This window comes from Pseudomonas sp. GV105 (genome assembly GCF_003058185.1).
GTDB lineage: Bacteria > Pseudomonadota > Gammaproteobacteria > Pseudomonadales > Pseudomonadaceae > Aquipseudomonas > Aquipseudomonas veronii.
This window is the reverse complement of record NZ_QBUF01000002.1, coordinates 458,775-479,207: the sequence shown is the minus strand read 5'-3', so window position 1 is coordinate 479,207 and position 20,433 is coordinate 458,775. Positions and strand designations below refer to the sequence as shown.

Annotated in this window: 15 protein-coding genes and 4 tRNA genes; 7 read left to right on the top strand and 12 right to left on the bottom strand. The window is 62.5% G+C overall.

The annotated features are described in order from the left end of the window. The first annotated feature begins 9 nt into the window (after nucleotides 1–9). The 3 genes from kdpB (at nucleotide 10) to C8K66_RS05945 (ending at nucleotide 5,550) form a co-directional block, all read left to right on the top strand. Complete coding sequence (gene kdpB / locus C8K66_RS05955; RefSeq protein WP_108524447.1) at nucleotides 10–2,079, top strand: potassium-transporting ATPase subunit KdpB; 2,070 nt, start codon at nucleotides 10–12, stop codon at nucleotides 2,077–2,079. Nucleotides 2,080–2,209: 130 nt separating this feature from the next. Next, complete coding sequence (locus C8K66_RS05950; protein WP_046384151.1) at nucleotides 2,210–4,861, top strand: sensor histidine kinase KdpD; 2,652 nt, start codon at nucleotides 2,210–2,212, stop codon at nucleotides 4,859–4,861. Further along, complete coding sequence (locus C8K66_RS05945) at nucleotides 4,858–5,550, top strand: response regulator (RefSeq protein ID WP_046384152.1); 693 nt, start codon at nucleotides 4,858–4,860, stop codon at nucleotides 5,548–5,550. Before C8K66_RS05950 ends, C8K66_RS05945 begins: the two co-directional genes overlap by 4 nt. Here the strand turns inward: C8K66_RS05945 and C8K66_RS05940 are convergent. Next, the gene (locus C8K66_RS05940; RefSeq protein ID WP_046384153.1) at nucleotides 5,510–6,433 is read right to left on the bottom strand and encodes a LysR family transcriptional regulator; all 924 of its coding nucleotides are present in this window, start codon (nucleotides 6,431–6,433) and stop codon (nucleotides 5,510–5,512) included. The genes C8K66_RS05945 and C8K66_RS05940 overlap by 41 nt on opposite strands. Nucleotides 6,434–6,540: 107 nt before the next feature. Between C8K66_RS05940 and C8K66_RS05935 the strand changes: the two genes are divergently transcribed. Then, nucleotides 6,541–8,061 carry an MFS transporter gene (locus tag C8K66_RS05935; protein ID WP_108524446.1) on the top strand — a complete coding sequence of 507 codons (1,521 nt, stop codon included), beginning with the start codon at nucleotides 6,541–6,543 and terminating at the stop codon, nucleotides 8,059–8,061. Nucleotides 8,062–8,141: 80 nt separating this feature from the next. Here C8K66_RS05935 and C8K66_RS05930 read toward each other — a convergent pair. The 7 genes from C8K66_RS05930 to C8K66_RS05900 form a co-directional block, all read right to left on the bottom strand. Continuing rightward, a tRNA-Asp gene (locus C8K66_RS05930) sits at nucleotides 8,142–8,218 on the bottom strand. A gap of 19 nt (nucleotides 8,219–8,237) precedes the next feature. After that, nucleotides 8,238–8,313, bottom strand: a tRNA-Val gene (locus C8K66_RS05925). 243 nt (nucleotides 8,314–8,556) lie between these two features. Continuing rightward, complete coding sequence (gene pcaG, locus C8K66_RS05920; RefSeq protein WP_057005844.1) at nucleotides 8,557–9,159, bottom strand: protocatechuate 3,4-dioxygenase subunit alpha; 603 nt, start codon at nucleotides 9,157–9,159, stop codon at nucleotides 8,557–8,559. Nucleotides 9,160–9,171: 12 nt separating this feature from the next. Continuing rightward, on the bottom strand, nucleotides 9,172–9,891 hold the full coding sequence (gene pcaH / locus C8K66_RS05915) for a protocatechuate 3,4-dioxygenase subunit beta (protein ID WP_079443212.1): 720 nt from the start codon (nucleotides 9,889–9,891) through the stop codon (nucleotides 9,172–9,174). Nucleotides 9,892–10,020: 129 nt separating this feature from the next. Continuing rightward, nucleotides 10,021–10,950 carry a pca operon transcription factor PcaQ gene (gene pcaQ / locus C8K66_RS05910; RefSeq protein ID WP_108524445.1) on the bottom strand — a complete coding sequence of 310 codons (930 nt, stop codon included), beginning with the start codon at nucleotides 10,948–10,950 and terminating at the stop codon, nucleotides 10,021–10,023. A gap of 226 nt (nucleotides 10,951–11,176) precedes the next feature. Further along, nucleotides 11,177–11,253, bottom strand: a tRNA-Asp gene (locus tag C8K66_RS05905). A gap of 19 nt (nucleotides 11,254–11,272) precedes the next feature. Beyond that, a tRNA-Val gene (locus C8K66_RS05900) sits at nucleotides 11,273–11,348 on the bottom strand. 159 nt (nucleotides 11,349–11,507) lie between these two features. Between C8K66_RS05900 and rdgC the strand changes: the two genes are divergently transcribed. The 3 genes from rdgC to sugE all read left to right on the top strand — a co-directional run bounded on the left by rdgC (nucleotide 11,508) and on the right by sugE (nucleotide 13,969). Further along, complete coding sequence (rdgC, locus tag C8K66_RS05895; RefSeq protein ID WP_108524444.1) at nucleotides 11,508–12,428, top strand: recombination-associated protein RdgC; 921 nt, start codon at nucleotides 11,508–11,510, stop codon at nucleotides 12,426–12,428. A 154-nt stretch (nucleotides 12,429–12,582) separates the two neighbouring features. Beyond that, nucleotides 12,583–13,548 carry a bile acid:sodium symporter family protein gene (locus C8K66_RS05890; protein ID WP_017846843.1) on the top strand — a complete coding sequence of 322 codons (966 nt, stop codon included), beginning with the start codon at nucleotides 12,583–12,585 and terminating at the stop codon, nucleotides 13,546–13,548. Nucleotides 13,549–13,654: 106 nt separating this feature from the next. Further along, nucleotides 13,655–13,969 carry a quaternary ammonium compound efflux SMR transporter SugE gene (gene sugE, locus C8K66_RS05885; protein ID WP_017846842.1) on the top strand — a complete coding sequence of 105 codons (315 nt, stop codon included), beginning with the start codon at nucleotides 13,655–13,657 and terminating at the stop codon, nucleotides 13,967–13,969. A 67-nt stretch (nucleotides 13,970–14,036) separates the two neighbouring features. Here the strand turns inward: sugE and C8K66_RS05880 are convergent, their stop codons facing one another. From C8K66_RS05880 to C8K66_RS05865, 4 genes are all read right to left on the bottom strand, one after another. Next, nucleotides 14,037–15,806: a M91 family zinc metallopeptidase gene (locus C8K66_RS05880; RefSeq protein ID WP_108524443.1), complete on the bottom strand. Its 1,770-nt coding sequence runs from the start codon at nucleotides 15,804–15,806 to the stop codon at nucleotides 14,037–14,039. Nucleotides 15,807–15,981: 175 nt separating this feature from the next. Next, nucleotides 15,982–17,856 (bottom strand): MFS transporter, encoded by a 1,875-nt coding sequence (locus C8K66_RS05875; RefSeq protein ID WP_108524442.1) that lies wholly within the window; start codon nucleotides 17,854–17,856, stop codon nucleotides 15,982–15,984. Between the two features lie 58 nt (nucleotides 17,857–17,914). Further along, entirely contained in the window at nucleotides 17,915–19,063 is a 1,149-nt protein-coding gene (locus C8K66_RS05870; protein ID WP_017846837.1) for a TDT family transporter, read from the bottom strand. Between the two features lie 107 nt (nucleotides 19,064–19,170). Continuing rightward, nucleotides 19,171–20,364, bottom strand: a complete 1,194-nt coding sequence (locus C8K66_RS05865) for an MFS transporter (protein WP_057005848.1) — start codon at nucleotides 20,362–20,364, stop codon at nucleotides 19,171–19,173. Between the last annotated feature and the right edge of the window lie 69 nt (nucleotides 20,365–20,433).

Sequence of the window (20,433 nt, the reverse complement as noted above, 5' to 3'; positions counted from 1 at the left end):
ATTTCCCTCATGAAGAATGCTCGTTTACCTCTGTTTGATCGCGCCATCGTCCTCACCGCGTGTGGGGATGCGCTGAAGAAACTGCAGCCCCAGGCGCAATGGAAAAACCCGGTGATGTTCGTGGTCTACCTGGGCAGCATCCTCACCACCCTGTTGTGGTTCCAGTCCCTGGGCGGCCAGGGTGAAGCGCCCAGCGGCTTTATCCTCAGCATCACCTTGTGGCTGTGGTTCACCGTGCTGTTCGCCAACTTCGCCGAGGCCCTGGCCGAAGGACGCAGCCGCGCCCAGGCCGCGAGCCTGCGCGGCATGAAACGCCAGACCCTGGCCAAGTTGCTGCAACAGCCCAAGCACGGCGCGGCGTGGCTGCCAACGGAAGCGACGCTGCTGCGCAAAGATCAGGTGGTGCTGATCGAAGCCGGCGACCTGGTGCCGCTGGACGGCATCGTGATTGAAGGCGTGGCGTCGGTGGACGAAAGCGCGATCACTGGCGAATCGGCACCGGTGATTCGCGAGGCCGGCGGCGACTTTTCCTCGGTCACCGGCGGCACCCGTGTGCTGTCGGACTGGCTGGTGGTGCGTATCAGCGTCAACCCCGGCGAGTCGTTTCTGGACCGCATGATCTCGATGGTCGAATCGGCCAAGCGCCAGAAGACCCCGAACGAAGTGGCGCTGACCATCCTGCTGGTGGGCCTGACCCTGTTGTTTCTGCTGGTGATCGCCACGCTGAGCCCTTACTCGATCTTCGCCGTGGTCATGAGCGGCAGCGGCAGCGTGGTCAGCGCCACGGTGCTGGTGGCCTTGCTGGTGTGCCTGATCCCCACCACCATCGGCGGCCTGCTCTCGGCCATCGGCGTGGCGGGCATGAGCCGGATGATGTCGGCCAATGTCATCGCCACTTCCGGGCGGGCAGTCGAAGCGGCGGGCGACATCGACGTGTTGCTGCTGGACAAAACCGGCACCATCACCCTGGGCAACCGTCAGGCCAGCAGCTTTTTGCCGGCGCCGGGGATAAAAGAGGCCGAGTTGGCGGACGCCGCGCAACTGGCGTCCCTGGCCGATGAAACCCCGGAAGGCCGCAGCATCGTGGTACTGGCCAAACAGAAGTTCGACATTCGCGCGCGGGACATTCACCAGTTGGGCGCCAGCTTTGTCCACTTCACCGCGCAAACCCGCATGAGCGGGGTCGACCTGCCCGAAGGCCGGGCGATTCGCAAAGGTGCGGCGGACGCGATTCGCAGCCATATCGAGGCGTTGGGCGGCAGTTTTCCGACAAGCTTGCAGGCCAAGGTCGATGAAGTCGCGCGGCGTGGCAGCACGCCGCTGGTGGTCAGCGACGGTGCCAAGGCGCTGGGCGTGGTCGAACTCAAGGACGTGGTCAAGGGCGGCATCAAGGAACGCTTCGCCGAGTTGCGGCGCATGGGCATCAAGACCGTGATGATCACCGGCGACAACCGCCTGACCGCTGCCGCCATTGCGGTGGAGGCCGGCGTGGATGACTTCCTCGCCGAAGCCCGCCCGGAAGACAAGCTGCAATTGATCCGCGACTACCAGGCCCAGGGCAAGCTCGTGGCGATGACCGGCGACGGCACCAACGATGCGCCGGCGCTGGCCCAGGCCGACGTGGCGGTGGCGATGAACAGCGGCACCCAAGCCGCCAAAGAGGCCGGCAACATGGTCGACCTCGACAGCAACCCGACCAAGCTGATCGAAGTGGTCGAGGTCGGCAAACAGATGCTGATGACCCGCGGCGCCCTCACCACCTTCAGCGTGGCGAATGACGTGGCGAAGTACTTTGCAATCATCCCGGCGGCATTTGTCGCGACCTATCCACAGCTCGGCGCATTGAATGTGATGCACCTGGCCAGCCCCAACTCGGCGATTCTCAGCGCGGTGATTTTCAACGCGCTGATCATTGTCGCGCTGATTCCCCTGGCCCTGCGCGGTGTGACCTACCGCTCGATCGGCGCGGCGGCGTTGCTCAACCGCAACCTGCTGATCTACGGCCTGGGCGGGGTGCTGGTGCCGTTTGCCGGGATCAAGCTGATCGACCTGCTGCTGACGGGGTTGGGCCTCGTATAGCGCCCCATCCACTGTAGGAGCGAGCTTGCTCGCGAAGGGCGTTAACGATAACGCGGGAAACCTGACACCCAACGGCACCCTCAGGTTTTTCGCGAGCAAGCTCGCTCCTACAGACAACTAGAGGAAGAATATGCCCGCCTTAAACGATGCACGCCCCGACCCCGACGCCCTGCTGGCGCGGGTACAACAAGAAGAACAGGCCGCCTTGCGCGGCAAATTGCGTATCTACTTCGGCTCCAACGCCGGGGTGGGCAAGACCTGCGCCATGCTCGCCGCGGCGCAACGCGAAGTCGCCCTGGGCCGCGACGTACTGGCCGGGGTGGTGGAAACCCATGGCCGCGCGGAAACCGCCGAGTGGCTCCATGGCCTGGAACAACTGCCCCGCGCCGCGCTGCAGCATGGCGAGTTCGCGCTCAGCGAATTCGACCTCGACGCCGCCCTGCGCCGCCATCCCGCCGTGGTGTTGGTGGATGAACTGGCCCATAGCAACGTGCCCGGCTCGCGCCACCCCAAACGCTGGCAAGACGTGGAAGAGCTGCTCAGCGCCGGCATCGATGTCTGGACCACCCTCAACGTGCAGCACCTGGAAAGCCTGAATGACCTGGTCAGCGGGATCATCGGCATCCGCGTGCGCGAAACCGTGCCCGACCATGTGTTCGATAACGCCCACGACGTGGTGGTGATCGACCTGCCGCCGGACGATCTGTTGCAACGCCTCAAGGACGGCAAAGTGTACCTGGGCCCGGCGGCGTCGCGTGCGTCGCAACATTTTTTCCGCAAGGGCAACCTGCTGGCGCTGCGCGAACTGGCACTGCGGCGCACGGCCGACCGGGTCGACACGCAAATGCGCGTGTACCGCCGCGAACAGTCGATCAAGGCCCTGTGGCCGGCCCGCGAACGGCTGCTGGTCGGCGTGGCCGGTGACGCTGGCGATGAACGCCTGGTGCGTGAAGCGGCGCGCCTGGCGCAGAAGCTGGAAGCGGACTGGATTGTGGTCCACGTCGCGTCGGCCCAGGGACGCGGCGCCCAGCGCTACCTGAGCGCGATGAAGACCCTGGCCCTGGCCGGCGAATTCGGCGCCGACACGGCCACACTGCCGGGCATGGACGTCGCCGAAGCCCTGGTCGCCTGCGCCCGCGAGCACAATGCCAATCGCCTGGTGCTCGGCCATCATCCGCGCCGCCGGTGGCGGTTCTGGCATCAGTCGGTCAGCGACCGGATCAGCCGCCATCACCCGCAAATCGATCAGATCGTGATTGCCCACGGCCTGCTGCCGGGCAAGCCCGTCGTGCACGAAAAACCCGCGGCGCTGCCCGGCACTCGACTGGCCTACCTCTGGGCCAGCCTCGCCTGTTTCGCCGCCAGCGCCGGCGCCGCCCTGCTCTTGCAGGTGTTCGACCTGGCCAACGTGGTCATGCTGTTTTTGCTCACCGTCGTGTTGGTGGCGCTGCGCTATGGACGCGGCCCCGGCGTGTGGGCCGCGATGCTCGCGGTGCTGTGTTTCGACTTCTTTTTCGTACAGCCGCGCTATTCATTCACCGTCAACGACACCCAATATTTCTTCACCTTTGCGTTGATGCTCGGCATCGCCCTGATCACCGGCCAACTCACCGCGCGCCTGCGCCACGAAGCGCGCACCGCTGCCGCGCGCGAACGCCGCGCAACCTCCCTGGCGCGCCTGGCCCGCGACCTGTCGGCCGCGCTGACCGTGGAGCACATCAGCGAAGTCGCGCTGCGCACCTTCAGCGGCGTCTTCGAAGCCCGGGTCGGCCTGGCCCTGCCGGATGCCGCCGATGGCGTACACAGCGTCAGCGCGGGCGGGCTACCGATCGACGACAGCATCGCCCAATGGGCTTACGACCACGGCCACCCCGCCGGCCACGGCACCGACACCCTGTCGGCGGCCAAGGGCTGCTACTTGCCGCTCAAAGCGCCGATGCGCGTGCGCGGCGTGCTGGTGCTGGAACTGGCGCAGAGCGAGCGCCTGAACGACCCACAGGAACGCCGCCTGCTCGAAGCCTGCATGAGCCAGCTGGCGATTGCCCTGGAGCGCGTGCATTTCGTCGAGGTGGCGCAAAGCACCCTGGTGCAGATGGAAGGCGAGAAAATGCGCAACACCCTGCTCGCGGCGATTTCCCACGACCTGCGCACGCCCTTGACCACGCTGATCGGCGCCGCCGACACCGCCCTGCCCCACGCCCCGCCGGGGCCGCTGACCGATCTGCTGCACGGCATCCACGAACAAGCCACGTCCATGCAGCGCCTGATCGAAAACCTGCTGGACATGGCACGCATGCAAGAACGCGGCGTGCGCCTGAACCGCCAATGGCACTCGCTGGAAGAAATCGTCGGCAGCGCCCTGCGCCAATTGCGCGAACCGTTGGCGCGGCACCCTGTCCACACCACGCTCGACGCGCACTTGCCGCTGGTTGAAGTCGACGCGCTGCTGATCGAGCGGGTGCTGGTCAACCTGCTGGACAACGCCGCCAAGTACACCCCGCCGGGCACCGCTATCCGCGTGGCCGCGAGCCAGGTCGGCGAGGGCATTGTGCTGGAGGTCAGCGACACCGGCCCCGGCCATGCGCCGGCGAATCTGTTCGAACCCTTCACCCGCGGCCAGCAGGAATCGTCCGTCGCCGGCATCGGCCTGGGCCTGGCGCTGGCCAAACGCATCGTCGAGGCCCACGGCGGGCGCATCGACGCCAACCCCGGCCGCGCGTGCGGCATGCATTTCATCATCACGCTACCGGCGGGCACCCCGCCCGTCATGGACCCCTTATGAGCACTGCACGCATTCTGATTGTTGAAGACGAGGCCAACATCCGCCGCTTTGTCGGCATTGCCCTGCAAGATGAAGGTTTTCAGGTGTTCGAGGCCGACAGCGTCAAACGCGCGCTGATCCATGCCGCCAGCCGTCAGCCGGACCTGGTGATCGTCGACCTCGGCCTGCCGGACGGCGATGGCAAACAACTGATCAGCGAACTGCGCGGCTGGCTGGCGGTGCCGATCCTGGTGCTGTCGGCGCGTGACCGCGAAGAAGAAAAAGTCGCCGCCCTGGACGCCGGCGCCGATGACTACCTGACCAAGCCGTTCGGCGTGCCCGAACTGCTCGCACGCATCCGCGCCCAACTGCGCCGGCATGGGCAGACCGGCAGCGTGGTGGCGACCAGCAAGGTGGCGTTCGGCGAGATCGAGGTCGACCTGGCCACCCATGAAGTGTCGCGCTCGGGCCAGCCGGTCCACCTGACGCCCATCGAGTACCGCTTGCTCTGCGCAATGATTCGCGGCCAGAGCCGGGTGCTGACTCACCGGCAACTGCTGCTGGACGTGTGGGGCCTGGACTACGTCGACCGCGCCCACTACCTACGTGTACACATGGCGCATTTGCGGCAAAAACTCGAGGCCGACCCGGCGCAGCCGCAGTACTTCATTACCGAGTTGCAGGTGGGCTACCGGTTGGTCGGGTTGTGAACAGGCGCGCGGCGGCGAAGTCCACGAACACGCGGATTTTCGGCGAGAGATGGCGACTGGACGGCCACAACGCCCAGAACTGGCCCTCGTCCTCGCAGTGGCCCTCCAACACGGTGTCCAACTGCCCTTGGGCGAGCGCTTCGCGGGCGAGAAAGTCCGGCACGTAGGCAATGCCGTGGCCGTCGACGGCGGCGCTGAGCATGGCTTCCATATTGTTCAACGTCAGCGCCGTGGGCAGGCGCAACGCCGTGATCGCGGGGTTGGCGGACAACGTCCAGTCCATGATCTTGCCGGTGGTGGCAAACCGATAACGCAGGCATGGGTGGCGCTCAAGATCGGCGAGGGTTGCCGGCCGCCCGTGCTCGCGCAGATACGCGGGCGATGCACACAGCACAAACCTGAACGGCCCCAGCTTGCGGGCCATCAAGCTCGAATCGGCCAGGCCGCCGCTGCGGATCACCACGTCGAAGCCCTCCTCGATCACATCCACCAGGTGGTCGTTGAAATCCAGTTCCAGCTCGATCTCCGGGTAGGTCTGCCTGAACGCGAGCATATGCGGAAAGAGAAAGCGGTAGCCGATGGTCGGCAGGCTGACGCGCAATTTGCCACGGGGCGCTTGTATGGCATGGGAAAGCATGGCGCGGGCGTCGTGCAGGTCGTCGAGAATTTTCCGACAGCGCTCGTAGAACAATTGACCTTCGGCGGTCAGGCCGACTTTGCGCGTGCTGCGGTGCAGCAGGCGCACATTCAGCGAGGCTTCGAGTTTGGCGACATTCTTGCCCACCGCCGAGGCGGAAACCCCCAGTGCCCGCGCTGCCCCCACGAAGCTGAGGGCTTCTGCCGTTTTGACGAAGGCGATCACGCCGCTGAGATTATCCGTCACGCCATTACATCCATTCAGTCCGTTATGAGTGGAATGTAAGGCTGTTTATCGACGATTGCATCCTGTCTAGAGTCTTTGTCTTCATAAAACAGCCGGAATGCCCCCCCATGCACACCACCACCGAGACCCTGCCCGCCCCGGGCCGCCATGCCATCCTGGCCGCGATTTGCCTGGCGGCGTTGGTGTTGCCCATGAGCTTTACCGGCGGCGCTGTCGCCACGCCATTTATCGGCCAGACATTCGCCGCCCACCCCACGCAACTGGCGTGGATCACCAACGCGTTCATGCTCAGCTTCGGCAGCTTGTTGATGGCCGCCGGCACCCTCGCCGACCGCTATGGGCGCAAGCGCCTGTTTTTATGGGGCATGGCACTGTTTACTGGCGCCTCCCTGTGGCTGACGGTGGCACCGGGCATGCTCTGGCTGGATGCCTTGCGCGCACTGCAGGGCGTCGCGGCGGCCATCGCGCTGGCCAGCGGTTGTGCGGCGCTGGCCCAGGAATTTGACGGGCATGCGCGCACGCGCGCCTTCAGCCTGCTGGGCACCACCTTCGGCGCGGGGCTGGCGTTTGGCCCGCTGTTGTCGGGGCTGCTGATCGAACAGTGGGGCTGGCGCGCGATTTTCCTCGGCACGGCCGTGCTGGCAGGCCTCTCGCTCATGCTCGCCGCGCCGACCCTGCGGGAAAGCCGCGATCCCCGGGCACTGCGCCTGGACACGGCCGGCGTGCTGACGTTTTCGGCCATGCTGGTGAGCTTGACCACAGCGGTCATCCTCGCGCCGGAACAGGGTTGGGGCGCGGCGAGCACACGGTACCTGCTGGCGGCGGCCGCCGTGTTGCTGCTGGTGTTTATCCTCGTTGAACATCGCGTCCGCCACCCGATGCTCGACCTGCAGCTGTTTCGCTTTGCGCGCTTCCTTGGCGTGCAACTGCTGCCGATCGGCACCTGTTACTGCTACATCGTCCTGATCGTGTTGCTGCCGCTGCGCTTTATCGGCGTCGAAGGCCACGGCGCGTCCGAGGCAGGCTTGATGATGCTCGCACTGTCGGCGCCCATGCTGGGGGTGCCGATGCTCGCGGCGACGCTCACGCGCTGGCTGTCGGCGGGCGTGCTGTGCGCCATTGGCCTGCTGATCGCGGCGGCGGGCTTGTATGCGCTGAGCCTGGTTCAGGTCGGCCAGCCGTGGCAGACAGTGGTCGCGATGCTGATCATCGGCATCGGCACCGGGTTGCCATGGGGCTTGATGGACGGGCTGGCGATCAGCGTGGTTCCCAAAGAACGTGCGGGTATGGCGGCGGGGATTTTCAATACCACACGCGTGGCCAGTGAGGGCGTGGCGCTGGCGGTCACCCTGGCGGTGTTGAGCGCCCTGGTTGCGCGTCATCTGCCGCAGCACACGGCGCTGGACGTTTCCGTCATTGCGCAGAGCCTGGTCATGGGCAATGTGCAGCACGCCAGTGCGAGCCTGCCCGTGGCGGTGTTGCGCACGGCCTATATCGCCGGCTTCAACAACTTGTTGCAACTGCTGGCGGGCTTCACCCTGCTGACGGCGGCGGCGGTGTTGATTTTCCTCGGTCGACGCCCCATCGCGCCCCTCCACGCCGAGGCCGCACAGGGAGCGCCGAGCTGAATGGCAGGCACAAAAAAAGCCCGCTCGATGAGCGGGCTTTCTGTGGTGACCTGGCGTTCAGCGTTCCAGGTTACCGAATATGGCGCAGCGGACGGGACTCGAACCCGCGACCCCCGGCGTGACAGGCCGGTATTCTAACCGACTGAACTACCGCTGCGCGTAACACTTGAAGCGAATGGTGGGTGATGACGGGATCGAACCGCCGACCCTCTGCTTGTAAGGCAGATGCTCTCCCAGCTGAGCTAATCACCCTTCACTTTCGGTGTGGGCCGCATCATATACGAAAAATCCGCAATGTGTTGATTTAAATGCAATTTATTTTAAATATTTTCCAATGAGCGGCGCGCCCCGGTAAAAACGGGCTTCTTCTGGGCCAAACGCGGCGCTATTGCGTTTACCCGATGGCCCGTTATCAGGTCACCCCGCACCGGGTTTTCCAAAGCCCAGACCGCAAAAAGCCCGCTCAATGAGCGGGCTTGCCGTGCCCCCCCTCCGTCAGAAGTCGAAGAACACTGTTTCTTCTTCGCCCTGTATGCGGATATCAAAACGATAAGCCAACTTGCCATCAACCGTGCAACGCTTGGCGACCAGCGTCTCCCGACGTTGAGGCTGCTCGATCAGATTCAGCACCGGATCGACCGCATTGGCCTGGGCTTCGTCGTCGAAGTACACCCGGGTCTGCAAGTGAATATTGATGCCCCGCGCGAACAGCGAAACATTGACGTGCGGCGCCATCGGCACACCTGCAGCGTTCTTCACGGTGCCCGGCTTGACGGTATGGATCTGCCACTCGCCAGTATCCGTGGTCGCCGTGCGGCCAAAACCGTTGAAGGGCTTTTCCAGGTTGTAGTCGCTGTCGTAAACGCCTTCGTGGTCAGCCTGCCAACATTCCAGGAACGCATCGCGGATCAGGTGACCGTTGCCGTCATAGACATGGCCCAGTAACAGGATGTGCTCCCCCGGCGCACCAGGCTTGGCCATTTCGTTCCAGATTTCCTGCTCGCGGGGCGGGTTGCCTGCCGCCTCCAGCGCCAGGCCGATATGCACGTAAGGACCGGCGGTTTGCGACGGGGTTTCAGGCAGAAGTTCAACGGGCATGGACGTGCCTCCTCAACGGTTTTCGAAGTGGGTCTTGCGCTGACCGCGCAGAACGATATCAAAGCGATAAGCCAGGCAATCCATGGGATTGGCCATGCTCATATCAAGCCTTGCGATCAGGCTCTGCACCGCATCCGGATTGGCGATCGACTTGACGATCGGGCACATCGGGATGAGCGGGTCACCTTCGAAATACAGCTGGGTGATCAATCGCGTGGCAATCGACGGGCCACTGATGGAGAAGTGAATATGCGCCGGACGCCAGTCGTTGGGACCATTGCGCCACGGATACGGGCCGGGCTTGACCGTGCGGAAACTGTAGTTGCCGTCGCGGTCGGTCAAGGCACGGCCGACGCCACCGAAGTTAGGGTCGATGGGGGCCAGATAGCTGTCTTTCTTGTGCCGATAGCGACCACCGGCATTGGCTTGCCACATTTCCACCAGGGTATGGGGAATCGGCTTACCGTACTGGTCACAGATCCGACCGGCGACGATGATGCGCTCGCCGATGGGCAAGCCCCCGTGGTTGAAGTTCAGCAGCAGATCGTTATCGTGCTGCCCCATCTTCAGGTGGGAAAAGTCCGGGCCGCTGGTTTCCGAGCGGGATAGGGGAATGCTCACCAAGGCTTGACGCGGGGAACGCAGGATCGAGGTTTTGTAGTCAGGCGTCAGGGCTTTGGGGTGCCAATTACGATCACGAATGACGAAACGGCTGTTGTCCGCATCAGACATGTCGGTTTCCTTTTTGTTATGGATGAAAATCAGGGGTGAACGCTGGGTAACCGGCAATCACCGCCCCAGTCTCGCCTGATCAGGCGTCCTCCAACACTGAAAAAACCGACCCTATCCATATCCAAATGGTTATGGATAGCTGCCTTCGCGATATTCCGCGCCCACCTCGCGCAACACCTCCACGCACCATTGAGCCGCCATGGACAGCGTCAGCGAGGGATTGCTGCACAGCCCCACAGAACCACCGGGTTCACGAATACCCAGCTCCAACTCAAACAGATCACCTCGATTCAGGTCCTGCCTGACCGCATCAAAAGGCGCGACCCAGATCGCCTGACTGCCCTGCACATAACGCCGACTCAAGATCAACGACAGGGTTTCCAGACGCTGGCGCGGCGGGCTGATGCCGTGCTGCACAAACAGGCTGTCGGCGTATTTGCGGATCGTCGTCCCCGCCAGCGGCAACACCAGCGGATAATTTTCGATATGTTCATGCGCCTGCGGGTCAGCCAATAGCGGATGGCCGTTACGCACCACCAGGGTCATGGATTCGCTGTACAGATGCTCGAACATCAGCCCCAGGATCTGCGGGCTATCGGTCATGCGTCCGACCACCAGGTCCAACTCCCCTACACGCAATTGCGACAACAGGTACGCGCTCGGCCCGGTCACCACGCTCACGACCAACGCGGGATGTCGGGCATGCAAACGACAGACGACCTCGGGCACCAGCAAACTTTCCACGGTGGACAGCACGCCGAGCCTGGCGGTGAAGGGTTCGTGCTCGCCGGCACGCAGGCTATTCACCCCTTCCCGCAGCGCTTGTACGCTCGGCCCGGCATAACGCAAAAAAGCCACTCCGGCTTCAGTCAACGCCGCGCCACTTTTGCTGCGCACGAATAAAGTGGCGGTCAGCAGGGTTTCGAGTTCTTTGAGGGTCTTGGACAGCGCCGGCTGGCTGATCGCCAATTTTTCCGAGGCGCGCGCCAGGCTGCCCTGGCGCGCCACTTCGAGAAAGCACACCAGATGGCGGAATTTGATGCGGGTATCGATATTCACCGTATGTTGCCGCCTTCGAGGTGTCCCCTGCCGCGCGTGAAAAAGCGCGAGAAGTAAGCTGGTTCGGAAGATTACCCGCGAAAGTGTACCGCCGATCGATCTCTCCACACAGCGAACGCAGGTTGGGCGGCGTCGCCAGGGCGCCGAATCCCGGGCACAAAAAAGCCCGCTCGATGAGCGGGCTTTCTGTGGTGACCTGGCGTTCAGCGTTCCAGGTTACCGAATATGGCGCAGCGGACGGGACTCGAACCCGCGACCCCCGGCGTGACAGGCCGGTATTCTAACCGACTGAACTACCGCTGCGCGTAACACTTGAAGCGAATGGTGGGTGATGACGGGATCGAACCGCCGACCCTCTGCTTGTAAGGCAGATGCTCTCCCAGCTGAGCTAATCACCCTTCGTTTCGGTGTGGCGCGCATTCTACGGAGCGACCCAAGGTCTGGCAAGCACTTTCTTAAATCTTTTTTTTCAGCCCTTCCAATGGCTTAGGCAGGGTTGGCCTCAGCCGCTATCAAGACAATAATGCCCCCCTTTGTATAAAGGAGAGACTCACCCCATGTGGTTCAAGAACCTGCTTATCTATCGCCTGACCCAAGATCTGCCTGTTGATGCCGAGGCGTTGGAAACTGCAATGGCCACCAAACTGGCGCGCCCTTGTGCAAGCCAGGAGTTGACCACTTACGGTTTCGTCGCGCCTTTCGGTAAAGGTGAAGACGCTCCCCTGGTCCACGTCAGCGGTGACTTCCTGCTGATCGCTGCGCGCAAGGAAGAACGCATCCTGCCGGGTAGCGTGGTGCGTGATGCACTGAAAGAGAAAGTCGAAGAGATCGAAGCCGAGCAAATGCGCAAGGTCTATAAAAAGGAGCGGGACCAGATCAAGGATGAAATCATCCAGGCCTTCCTGCCGCGCGCGTTTATCCGTCGCTCGTCGACCTTCGCCGCGATCGCGCCGAAACAGGGTCTGATCCTGGTCAACTCGGCCAGCCCGAAACGCGCCGAAGACCTGCTGTCGACCCTGCGTGAAGTGATCGGCACCCTGCCGGTGCGCCCACTCACCGTGAAAACCGCGCCAACCGCGATCATGACCGACTGGGTCACCACCCAGAAACCGGCCGATGACTTCTTCGTCCTCGACGAATGCGAACTGCGCGACACCCACGAAGACGGCGGCATCGTGCGCTGCAAGCGCCAGGACCTGACCAGCGAAGAAATCCAGCTGCACCTGAGCACCGGCAAAGTGGTGACCCAACTGTCGCTGGCCTGGCAGGACAAGCTGTCCTTCATGCTCGACGACAAGATGACCGTCAAGCGCCTGAAGTTCGAAGACCTGCTGCAGGACCAGGCCGAACAGGACGGTGGCGACGAAGCCCTGGGCCAACTGGATGCCAGCTTTACCCTGATGATGCTGACCTTCGGCGAATTCCTGCCGGCGCTGATCGAAGCACTGGGCGGCGAAGAGACCCCACAGGGTATCTAAGCGCACTATCGCCTTACTGTAGGAGCGAGCTTGCTCGCGAAAAACCTGAGCGCGCCGCGTGCATTCAAAATGCCCGCGTCATCGTTGACGATTTTCGCGAGCAAGCTCGCTCCTACAATGGTTTTTCCGTACACCTAATAATAAGGACTTCCCCATGCGCGCACTCGCCGCCTTGAGTCGCTTCGTCGGCAATACCTTCGCCTACTGGGTGTTGATCTTTGCCGTGCTGGCCTTCGTCGAACCCGGCTGGTTCATCGGCTTGAAAAGCGCCATCGTCCCGCTGCTGGGCCTGGTGATGTTCGGCATGGGGCTGACCCTCAAACTCGAAGACTTCGCCGAAGTCGCCCGCCATCCGTGGCGTGTGGCCCTGGGCGTGGTCGCGCACTTTGTGATCATGCCGGGCGTGGCCTGGTTGCTGTGCCGGGCCTTCAACCTGCCGCCCGAAATCGCCGTCGGCGTGATCCTCGTCGGCTGCTGCCCAAGCGGCACCTCGTCCAACGTGATGACCTGGCTGGCCCGTGGCGACCTGGCGTTGTCGGTGGCGATCGCCGCCGTCACCACCCTCCTCGCGCCACTGCTGACCCCGGCGCTGATCTGGCTGCTGGCTTCGGCCTGGCTGCCGGTGTCGTTCATGGAATTATTCTGGTCGATCCTGCAAGTGGTGCTGTTGCCGATCGTGCTTGGCGTGGTGGCGCAACGTGTGCTCGGCGAGCGGGTCCGCCATGCGGTGGAGGTGCTGCCGCTGGTATCGGTGGTGAGCATCGTGATCATCGTCGCCGCCGTGGTGGCCGCCAGCCAGGCCAAGATCGCCGAGTCGGGCCTGCTGATCATGGCCGTGGTGATGCTGCACAACAGCTTCGGTTACGTGCTGGGCTATTTCACCGGCCGCCTGTTCAAGCTGCCGTTGGCGCAACGCAAGTCGCTGGCATTGGAAGTGGGCATGCAGAACTCCGGGCTGGGTGCCGCGCTGGCCAGCGCGCATTTTTCGCCGCTGGCCGCAGTGCCGAGTGCGCTGTTCAGTGTCTGGCACAATATTTCCGGGGCGCTGCTGTCGACGTACTTCCGCCGCATGAGCGAAAAGGAAGACCGCCGCACCCTGGAAGCCACTGCGAAAACTTGATCGTTTGATCAATCTTCGGCACTCTACCGAACGCCGCGGGGACGACCCCACGACGCTATCGCGTACACATCAGGGGACGACCCCGCTTTTATAGAGGGAGGTCATCATGTCCTGGATCATTCTGGTTTTCGCCGGGCTGTTCGAAGTCGGCTGGGCCGTCGGCTTGAAATACACCGACGGCTTTAGCAAGCCGCTGCCCACCGCCCTGACGATTGCCGCCATGGCCATCAGCCTCGGCCTGCTGGGGCTGGCCATGAAGGAATTGCCGCTGGGCACCGCCTACGCCATCTGGACCGGCGTGGGTGCAGTGGGCACGGTGATCGCCGGGATTATCCTGTTCGGGGAATCCATGGCGCTGTTCCGGCTGGCCAGTGTGGCGTTGATCATCGCCGGGTTGGTGGGGCTCAAGATCAGCGCGTAGCCTCTGCCGGCACGCAGTCTCGCCCCCCACCTACATAATTCCCCCCGCAGCAACGATCGACGCATGGTTACGTATAGCGCTGGCGTAATGGCAAACCAAACTCGTAGAGCAGCGCGTTTTCGGTGAAGGGCCAGACGTTGTAGGTGGAGGCCGGCAGATTCGGGTCGAATTTATAGGGGGCGTGGCTGGTGAAGAGTCCGACCGCCTGGCGCTCAAAATTATCCTCGTACACCGGCATGAACCGGGGTCGGCCATTTGAATCGTAGCCCACCATTCTGGAGCCTGAAAAAGTCGTACCTGTCAGCGCAGAGCCTTCACCAAAATTGATCGCATGGGCGAGCTCATGTTGCAGAACAACGATCGGAGGCCGTTGGTCCCCCGGAACAATGAAGTTAGGTTGATACGTCAGGACCGGATCTGTTGCAGGTATGCCCGCAACGCCGTCTTTGACAAAACCGTCGCCATAATCAGCACGGCGGCCTTCATCGCTGCGCGTAACTCCGAGACCTGGATCACTGTAGTCATAGAAACTACCATCGGCCCCTTGTCGGATCTTGACAGGCGCTTCAAGCGAATCGATTTTTGCAAGCACCCTCTGCCCCACCGGCGAACCTCTGAGAAACTCAAGGTCATCATTTACACGCTGGCGGAACTCCGGGCTTCCTTCGACTTTGATCCCGCGATGACCGACGTCAAGGGGGGCGACTTCCCGAAAGCCTGACTGGGAACGGAGCTGGCTCAGATCGTCGACCCCTCGCCGTCCGAAGACACGATCATTTTCATTGGTTGTCTGGACAGTATCCCGCCCCCTCCCGGTATAAATAGCATTGCTGTCTCCCCCGACGATATGGTCATCGCCCGGTCCGCCATGCAGAATGTTGTGCCCCCTTCCGCCATAAATCAGATCGTTATCCTCCCCGCCATCCACGTAGTTGGTTTTGGTATCTGGCCCTCCGCCTGCACGCAATTCATCGCTGCCTTTGCCACCGTAAATCACAGCATTGCCACTGCCCCCGGTGATAAAGTCATTTCCATCATTACCTTCGGCGTAGCTTTCACCGCTGCCCAGGTTAATCACGTCAGAACCCTCCCCGCCGAACACATTCGTCTTGCCCGACCCGGCGTAAACCGTATCGTTACCCGCGCCGGCATAGATAAACGTTTCCCGACTCCCCCCGTAACCGATGCTGACGCCATCATTCCCCCCGCCGGTTTCGACCACAACGCCCTGTTTGATTGCGGGATTTTCATGATGTTGAATGTCGTAGGATTTCCCATTGATCTGCGCGAGGAGCCCACCGTCCCGGCTTTCTTCGATATGGATAGAATCATCACCATTGCCGGTTTTGATGCGAAGGGTCTCATGGTTCCGTTGTGCACGAGACGAGGTGCCACGTTCGCGAGTAATGCTGACATTGCCATCATGGTATCCCCGACTCGGGTCGACCTTGGTCGGCGCAGAGGGTGATGAAGGGCCGCCAAAATCAATACTGCCTTGCCGGCCCTCAGCCTTGGCGCGAACCTGTTCACGACTGGGCGCGCTCTGGAAGTATGAATCGGCCGGCGCAGCATCAGATTGCCTTGCACGCCGCTGGAGATCGGAGTCACTGCCATAAGTCACCGGGCCAGCCTCGACTGAACCAATCTCCACCCTGGATGGCCCATGAGTATTGTTGTACATAAACGGCACATTGGCAGTGATCGGAGCCGCATGGGCGGCCTGTCTGACGGGATCACTCGCCGCGCGATAGGCCGAGTTGGCTTTTTGATCTTCGCCGGAGTAAGCCAGCTGCGGCTGCGGTGAAGCAGCAGAAGCAGAAGTAGAAGTTGAGTCCATCGTTAGCTCCCGTCATACGCAGAGGAAGACGATAACTCTGTGGCGTGCTGACCGAAAACGTTCCTCCAATAGAGTGAAAAATTACCGGACTGGGCATGAAGGAGCCGCGTCACGCCGGAACATCCTGGCGCCACACCGCTCGCCAGCAGCACGCATGCCGAGTAAACCCGGCTCGCTACTTCACCGCCCCCCGCAGTTCCCCGACCAAACCCTGCAAGTGCGACGGTGTCGCTGCCTGCGCCGTTACCGGCTGGCCGACCACCAGTGTCACGCGCGACCAAATGCGATGAAAGAAGCCCTTGTTAGGGTCGCGGCTGAAAAAACTCCCCCACAAGCCCTGCAACGCCAATGGAATCACCGGCACCGGCGTCTCTTCCAGAATGCGCGTCACACCACCGCGGAACTCGTTCATCTCGCCATCACTGGTCAACTTGCCTTCCGGGAAGATGCACACCAACTCGCCGTCCTTCAGGTACTGCGCAATTCGTGTGAAGGCTTTTTCGTAGATCTGGATGTCTTCATTACGCCCGGCAATCGGAATCGTCCCGGCGGTGCGAAAGATGAAGTTGAGCACCGGCAAGCGGTAGATCTTGTAGTACATGACAAAGCGAATCGGCCGACGCACCGCGCCACCAATCAACAGCGCATCGACGAACGAGACGTGGTTGCACACCAGCAAGGCCGCGCCTTCGTCCGGGATCAGTTCCAGGTTGCGATGCTCGACGCGGTACATGGAATGGCTGAGCAGCCAGATCATGAAACGCATGGTGAACTCGGGGACGATCTTGAAGATGTAGGCGTTGACCGCCACGTTGAGCAGCGACACCACCAGGAACAGCTCGGGGATCGACAGCTTGGCCACGCTCAGCAGCAGGATCGACACAATCGCCGAGACCACCATGAACAGCGCGTTGAGGATGTTGTTGGCGGCGATCACCCGCGCCCGTTCGTTCTCGGCGGTGCGCGACTGGATCAGTGCGTACAACGGCACGATATAGAAGCCGCCGAACACACCCAGGCCGAGGATATCGAACAACACCCACCAGGCCTGGCCGTACCCGAGCACCGCCAGCCAGTCGTTGGCCTGCACGTTCTGCGGCATCCCGCCGGAATGCCACCACAGCAGCAGGCCGAACACCGTCAGGCCGAAGGAGCCAAACGGCACCAGGCCGATTTCCACTTTACGCCCGGAGAGTTTTTCGCAGAGCATCGAGCCCAGCGCGATGCCCACCGAGAACACCGTGAGGATCAGGGTCACCACGGTTTCGTCGCCGTACAACCATTCCTTGGCGTAGGCCGGGATCTGCGTCAGGTAGATCGCGCCGACAAACCAGAACCACGAGTTGCCGACGATCGAGCGCGACACCGCCGGGGTCTGCCCCAGGCCCAGGCGCAAGGTGGCCCAGGACTGGCTGAAGATGTTCCAGTCCAGCCGCAGTTGCGGCGAAGACGCCGCCGCCCGCGGAATGCCGCGGCTGGCCAGGTAACCCAGCAGCGCTACGCCGACAATCGCCACCGCCACCACCGGCGCGTAATGGGCGGACGACATCATGATCCCGGCGCCGATGGTGCCAGCGAGGATCGCCAGGAACGTGCCCATTTCCACCAGGCCGTTGCCGCCCACCAGCTCATCCTCACGCAGGGCCTGAGGCATGATCGAGTACTTCACCGGGCCGAACAGCGCGGAATGGGTGCCCATGGCAAACAACGCCAGCAGCATCAGTTCCAGATGATTGAACAAAAAGCCGGTGGCGCCGACGGCCATGATCACGATCTCGCCGACCTTGATCGCGCGGATCAACGCGTCCTTGTTGAATTTCTCGCCAAACTGCCCGGCCAGCGCCGAGAACAGGAAGAACGGCAGGATAAACAACAAGGCGCACAGGTTGACCCAGATGGCGCGGTCACCGTCGATGCTCAACTTGTAGAGAATCGCCAGGATCAGCGATTGCTTGAAGATGTTGTCGTTGAAGGCACCCAGTAATTGGGTAATGAAGAACGGCAGAAAGCGCCGTGTGCGCAGCAAGGTGAATTGTGAGGGGTGGCTCATCGTCCGTGTTCCTGCGTGGCCTGGTTTTTTTTCAGGCCACGACTTTACCTAATCCCGCTTACTTATTCCCTAATCCTGCAATACACGGCGAAACAAAAAGCTCACCTTTATAGGCCCCCTGAACGGTGCGCTTGGCGACGACCAACCACATCAGCGCCAACGCCAGCACCAGCACGCCGCCCACTACGCTGAAGAACCCCAGGTGCAACACATTCGCCAGCTTCAACGTGGCCAGGGCGTAGACCCCCAACGGAAAGGTGAAGCCCCACCAGCCCAGGTTGAACGGGATGCCGGCGCGCAGGTAACGCAGGGTGATCAGCACTGCGATCAGCATCCACCACAAACCGAAGCCCCACAGGGTAATCCCGGCGATCAGGCCCAGGCCGTAGGCGATTTCACCGACAGTGGGCAAGCCATTGGCGGCGAAGATCGCCGGTGCATCGCCGCCCAGCAGCAGCATACCGAGGGCGCCGGTGCCGATCGGGCCAAGTGCCAGCCAGCTCGACGCGGCCATGTTGGCGTGGGGCAGCTTATGCAGGGCCATGCGCAGCATCAGGATGGTCAGAATGCTGAACGCCACCGGCAGGGAAAATGCCCACAGCACGTAGCTGGTCACCAGCATCACCAGTTGCCCGTGGGCATCCGCCAGGTGCGTCGCCAACAAGCCACCGCTGGCAGCGGCGACTTCAGCGGCGACCACCGGCAACAGCCAGACGGCGGTCATCTGGTCGATGCTGTGTTCCTGGCGCGTGAACATCATGAACGGAATCAGCACACCGCAGGCCACTGCCATCGCCACGTCCAGCCACCACAGCGCTTCGGCCAGCGGCACCACGCCAGCACCCCAGCGCGGCAGGCCGAACAGCAGCAAACCGTTGAGCAGCGTAGCCAGGCCCATGGGAATGGTGCCGAAGAACATCGATACCGTGGAGTGCCCGAAGATCCGTCGCGCTTCGTCGAAAAACATCACCCAGCGCGCCGCATACAAGGCGCTGAACAGGATGAACAGGCCGATGGTGAACAGCCACAACCCTTCGGCGATGGCGTACATGCCGGGCAGATTGACCGGCAGTTGCGCCAGCGCCAGCGCCAACACCCCGGTGCCCATGGTGGCGGCGAACCAGTTCGGGGTGAACTGGCGGATCACTTCCCGCGGACGGGCCAGGTGGCTGAAGGGTTTGTAGTTCAGGGTGGTCGAGCAGGTCATGATGGCAATCCTCTTCCTCGTAGGAGGTTGGGGCCATGGTAGAACCTGAGCGCATATCTATATAACGGGTAATATCTCTAACTGTTATCTATTTTACCAATATAGCATCAGGCGCTGCCCTTGCACCCGACCCGCAATGCATCCTGGCGCAGCAACCCGGCCAGGGCGCCGAGGGTCAGCATGATCAGCACGACACCATAGCCGTCCGTGGTGGCGATGAGGCCAAAACTGCGGATCAGATTGCCCGCCAGCAAAGACGGCAGGCAGAACGCCAGGTAGCTCAGCACGTAAAACGCCGACATCAACCCCGCCCGCTCATGGGGCAAGGCCAGCGGCACCACACTGCGCAAGGCCCCGAGAAAGCCCGCGCCAAAACCACTGCCGGCGATCAACGTGGCGATGAAAAACAGCGGCAGGCTGGCGCTGTGGACCGCCGCGAGGATCAGTGCCACGCCAACGGCCAGCAGGCTGGCGCCCAACCGCAGGACCTTGTGGGCCGGGCGATTGCGCAGGCTGAAAATCATCAGCGCGCCGCTCAAGGTCAACACCGCGACTAGGCCGCCACCGATCAGGTTGGAGGTCGAGCCGGTCGCCGCCCGTACCAGCGACGGCGCCAGGGACAAATAGAAGCCGCCCATGGCCCACACCGCCACGTCCACCGGCAACGACAGCCACAACGCCCGGCGCGCTTGCGGCGGCACGTGCAAAGTCGGGCGCAATGACGCCAGCGCGCCGGGGATGCGACTGACGGTTTCCGGCAAACGCCACACATACATGGCCTGCCCGAGCATCAACGCGAGCAGTGTCCAGTAGATCAACTGGGTGGGCAGCGGCGCGAATTCCACCAGCAGGCTGCTGCCCATCGCGCCACAAGCCATGCCCAGCAAGGGCGCGACGCTATTGACCAGCGGCCCCTGTTGGCGGTCGGTGTCGAGCAGGGCCGCGCCCAATACCGCGGTGGCCATGCCGGTGGCGAAACCCTGCAGCGTCCGTGCGGCGATCAGCCAGGCCACGCTGCTCTCATTGATAAACAGCAGCATCGCCAGCATATTCAGGGCCAGTGCGGCAAAAATCACCGGCTTGCGCCCCAGGTGATCCGACAGCGAGCCCACGGTCAACAGCGCCGCCAGCAGGCTCAAGGCGTAGACCCCGAAGATCAGTGTGAGCATGCCCGAGGAAAAATGCAGGCCCTCCTGGTACAGGTGATACAACGGCGTCGGCGCGCTGGAGGCCGCCAGGAACGTCAGCAAGGTGATCGCCAGGAACACCAGGCTGGAACGATGAGAAGTGAGGCTGGACATGGGCACGCTCCGTTAAAGCTAATATTTTGCTTTTGTCGAGTGTGCTACTGCTCGCCGCTTAAAGCAAAT

Coding starts and splice junctions, on each gene's coding strand:
- kdpB (WP_108524447.1), top strand. CDS start 10: ATGAAGAATGCTCGTTTACCTCTGTTTGATCGCGCCATCGTCCTCACC.
- C8K66_RS05950 (WP_046384151.1), top strand. CDS start 2,210: ATGCCCGCCTTAAACGATGCACGCCCCGACCCCGACGCCCTGCTGGCG.
- C8K66_RS05945 (WP_046384152.1), top strand. CDS start 4,858: ATGAGCACTGCACGCATTCTGATTGTTGAAGACGAGGCCAACATCCGC.
- C8K66_RS05935 (WP_108524446.1), top strand. CDS start 6,541: ATGCACACCACCACCGAGACCCTGCCCGCCCCGGGCCGCCATGCCATC.
- pcaG (WP_057005844.1), bottom strand. CDS start 9,159: ATGCCCGTTGAACTTCTGCCTGAAACCCCGTCGCAAACCGCCGGTCCT.
- pcaH (WP_079443212.1), bottom strand. CDS start 9,891: ATGTCTGATGCGGACAACAGCCGTTTCGTCATTCGTGATCGTAATTGG.
- rdgC (WP_108524444.1), top strand. CDS start 11,508: ATGTGGTTCAAGAACCTGCTTATCTATCGCCTGACCCAAGATCTGCCT.
- C8K66_RS05890 (WP_017846843.1), top strand. CDS start 12,583: ATGCGCGCACTCGCCGCCTTGAGTCGCTTCGTCGGCAATACCTTCGCC.
- sugE (WP_017846842.1), top strand. CDS start 13,655: ATGTCCTGGATCATTCTGGTTTTCGCCGGGCTGTTCGAAGTCGGCTGG.
- C8K66_RS05880 (WP_108524443.1), bottom strand. CDS start 15,806: ATGGACTCAACTTCTACTTCTGCTTCTGCTGCTTCACCGCAGCCGCAG.
- C8K66_RS05875 (WP_108524442.1), bottom strand. CDS start 17,856: ATGAGCCACCCCTCACAATTCACCTTGCTGCGCACACGGCGCTTTCTG.
- C8K66_RS05870 (WP_017846837.1), bottom strand. CDS start 19,063: ATGACCTGCTCGACCACCCTGAACTACAAACCCTTCAGCCACCTGGCC.
- C8K66_RS05865 (WP_057005848.1), bottom strand. CDS start 20,364: ATGTCCAGCCTCACTTCTCATCGTTCCAGCCTGGTGTTCCTGGCGATC.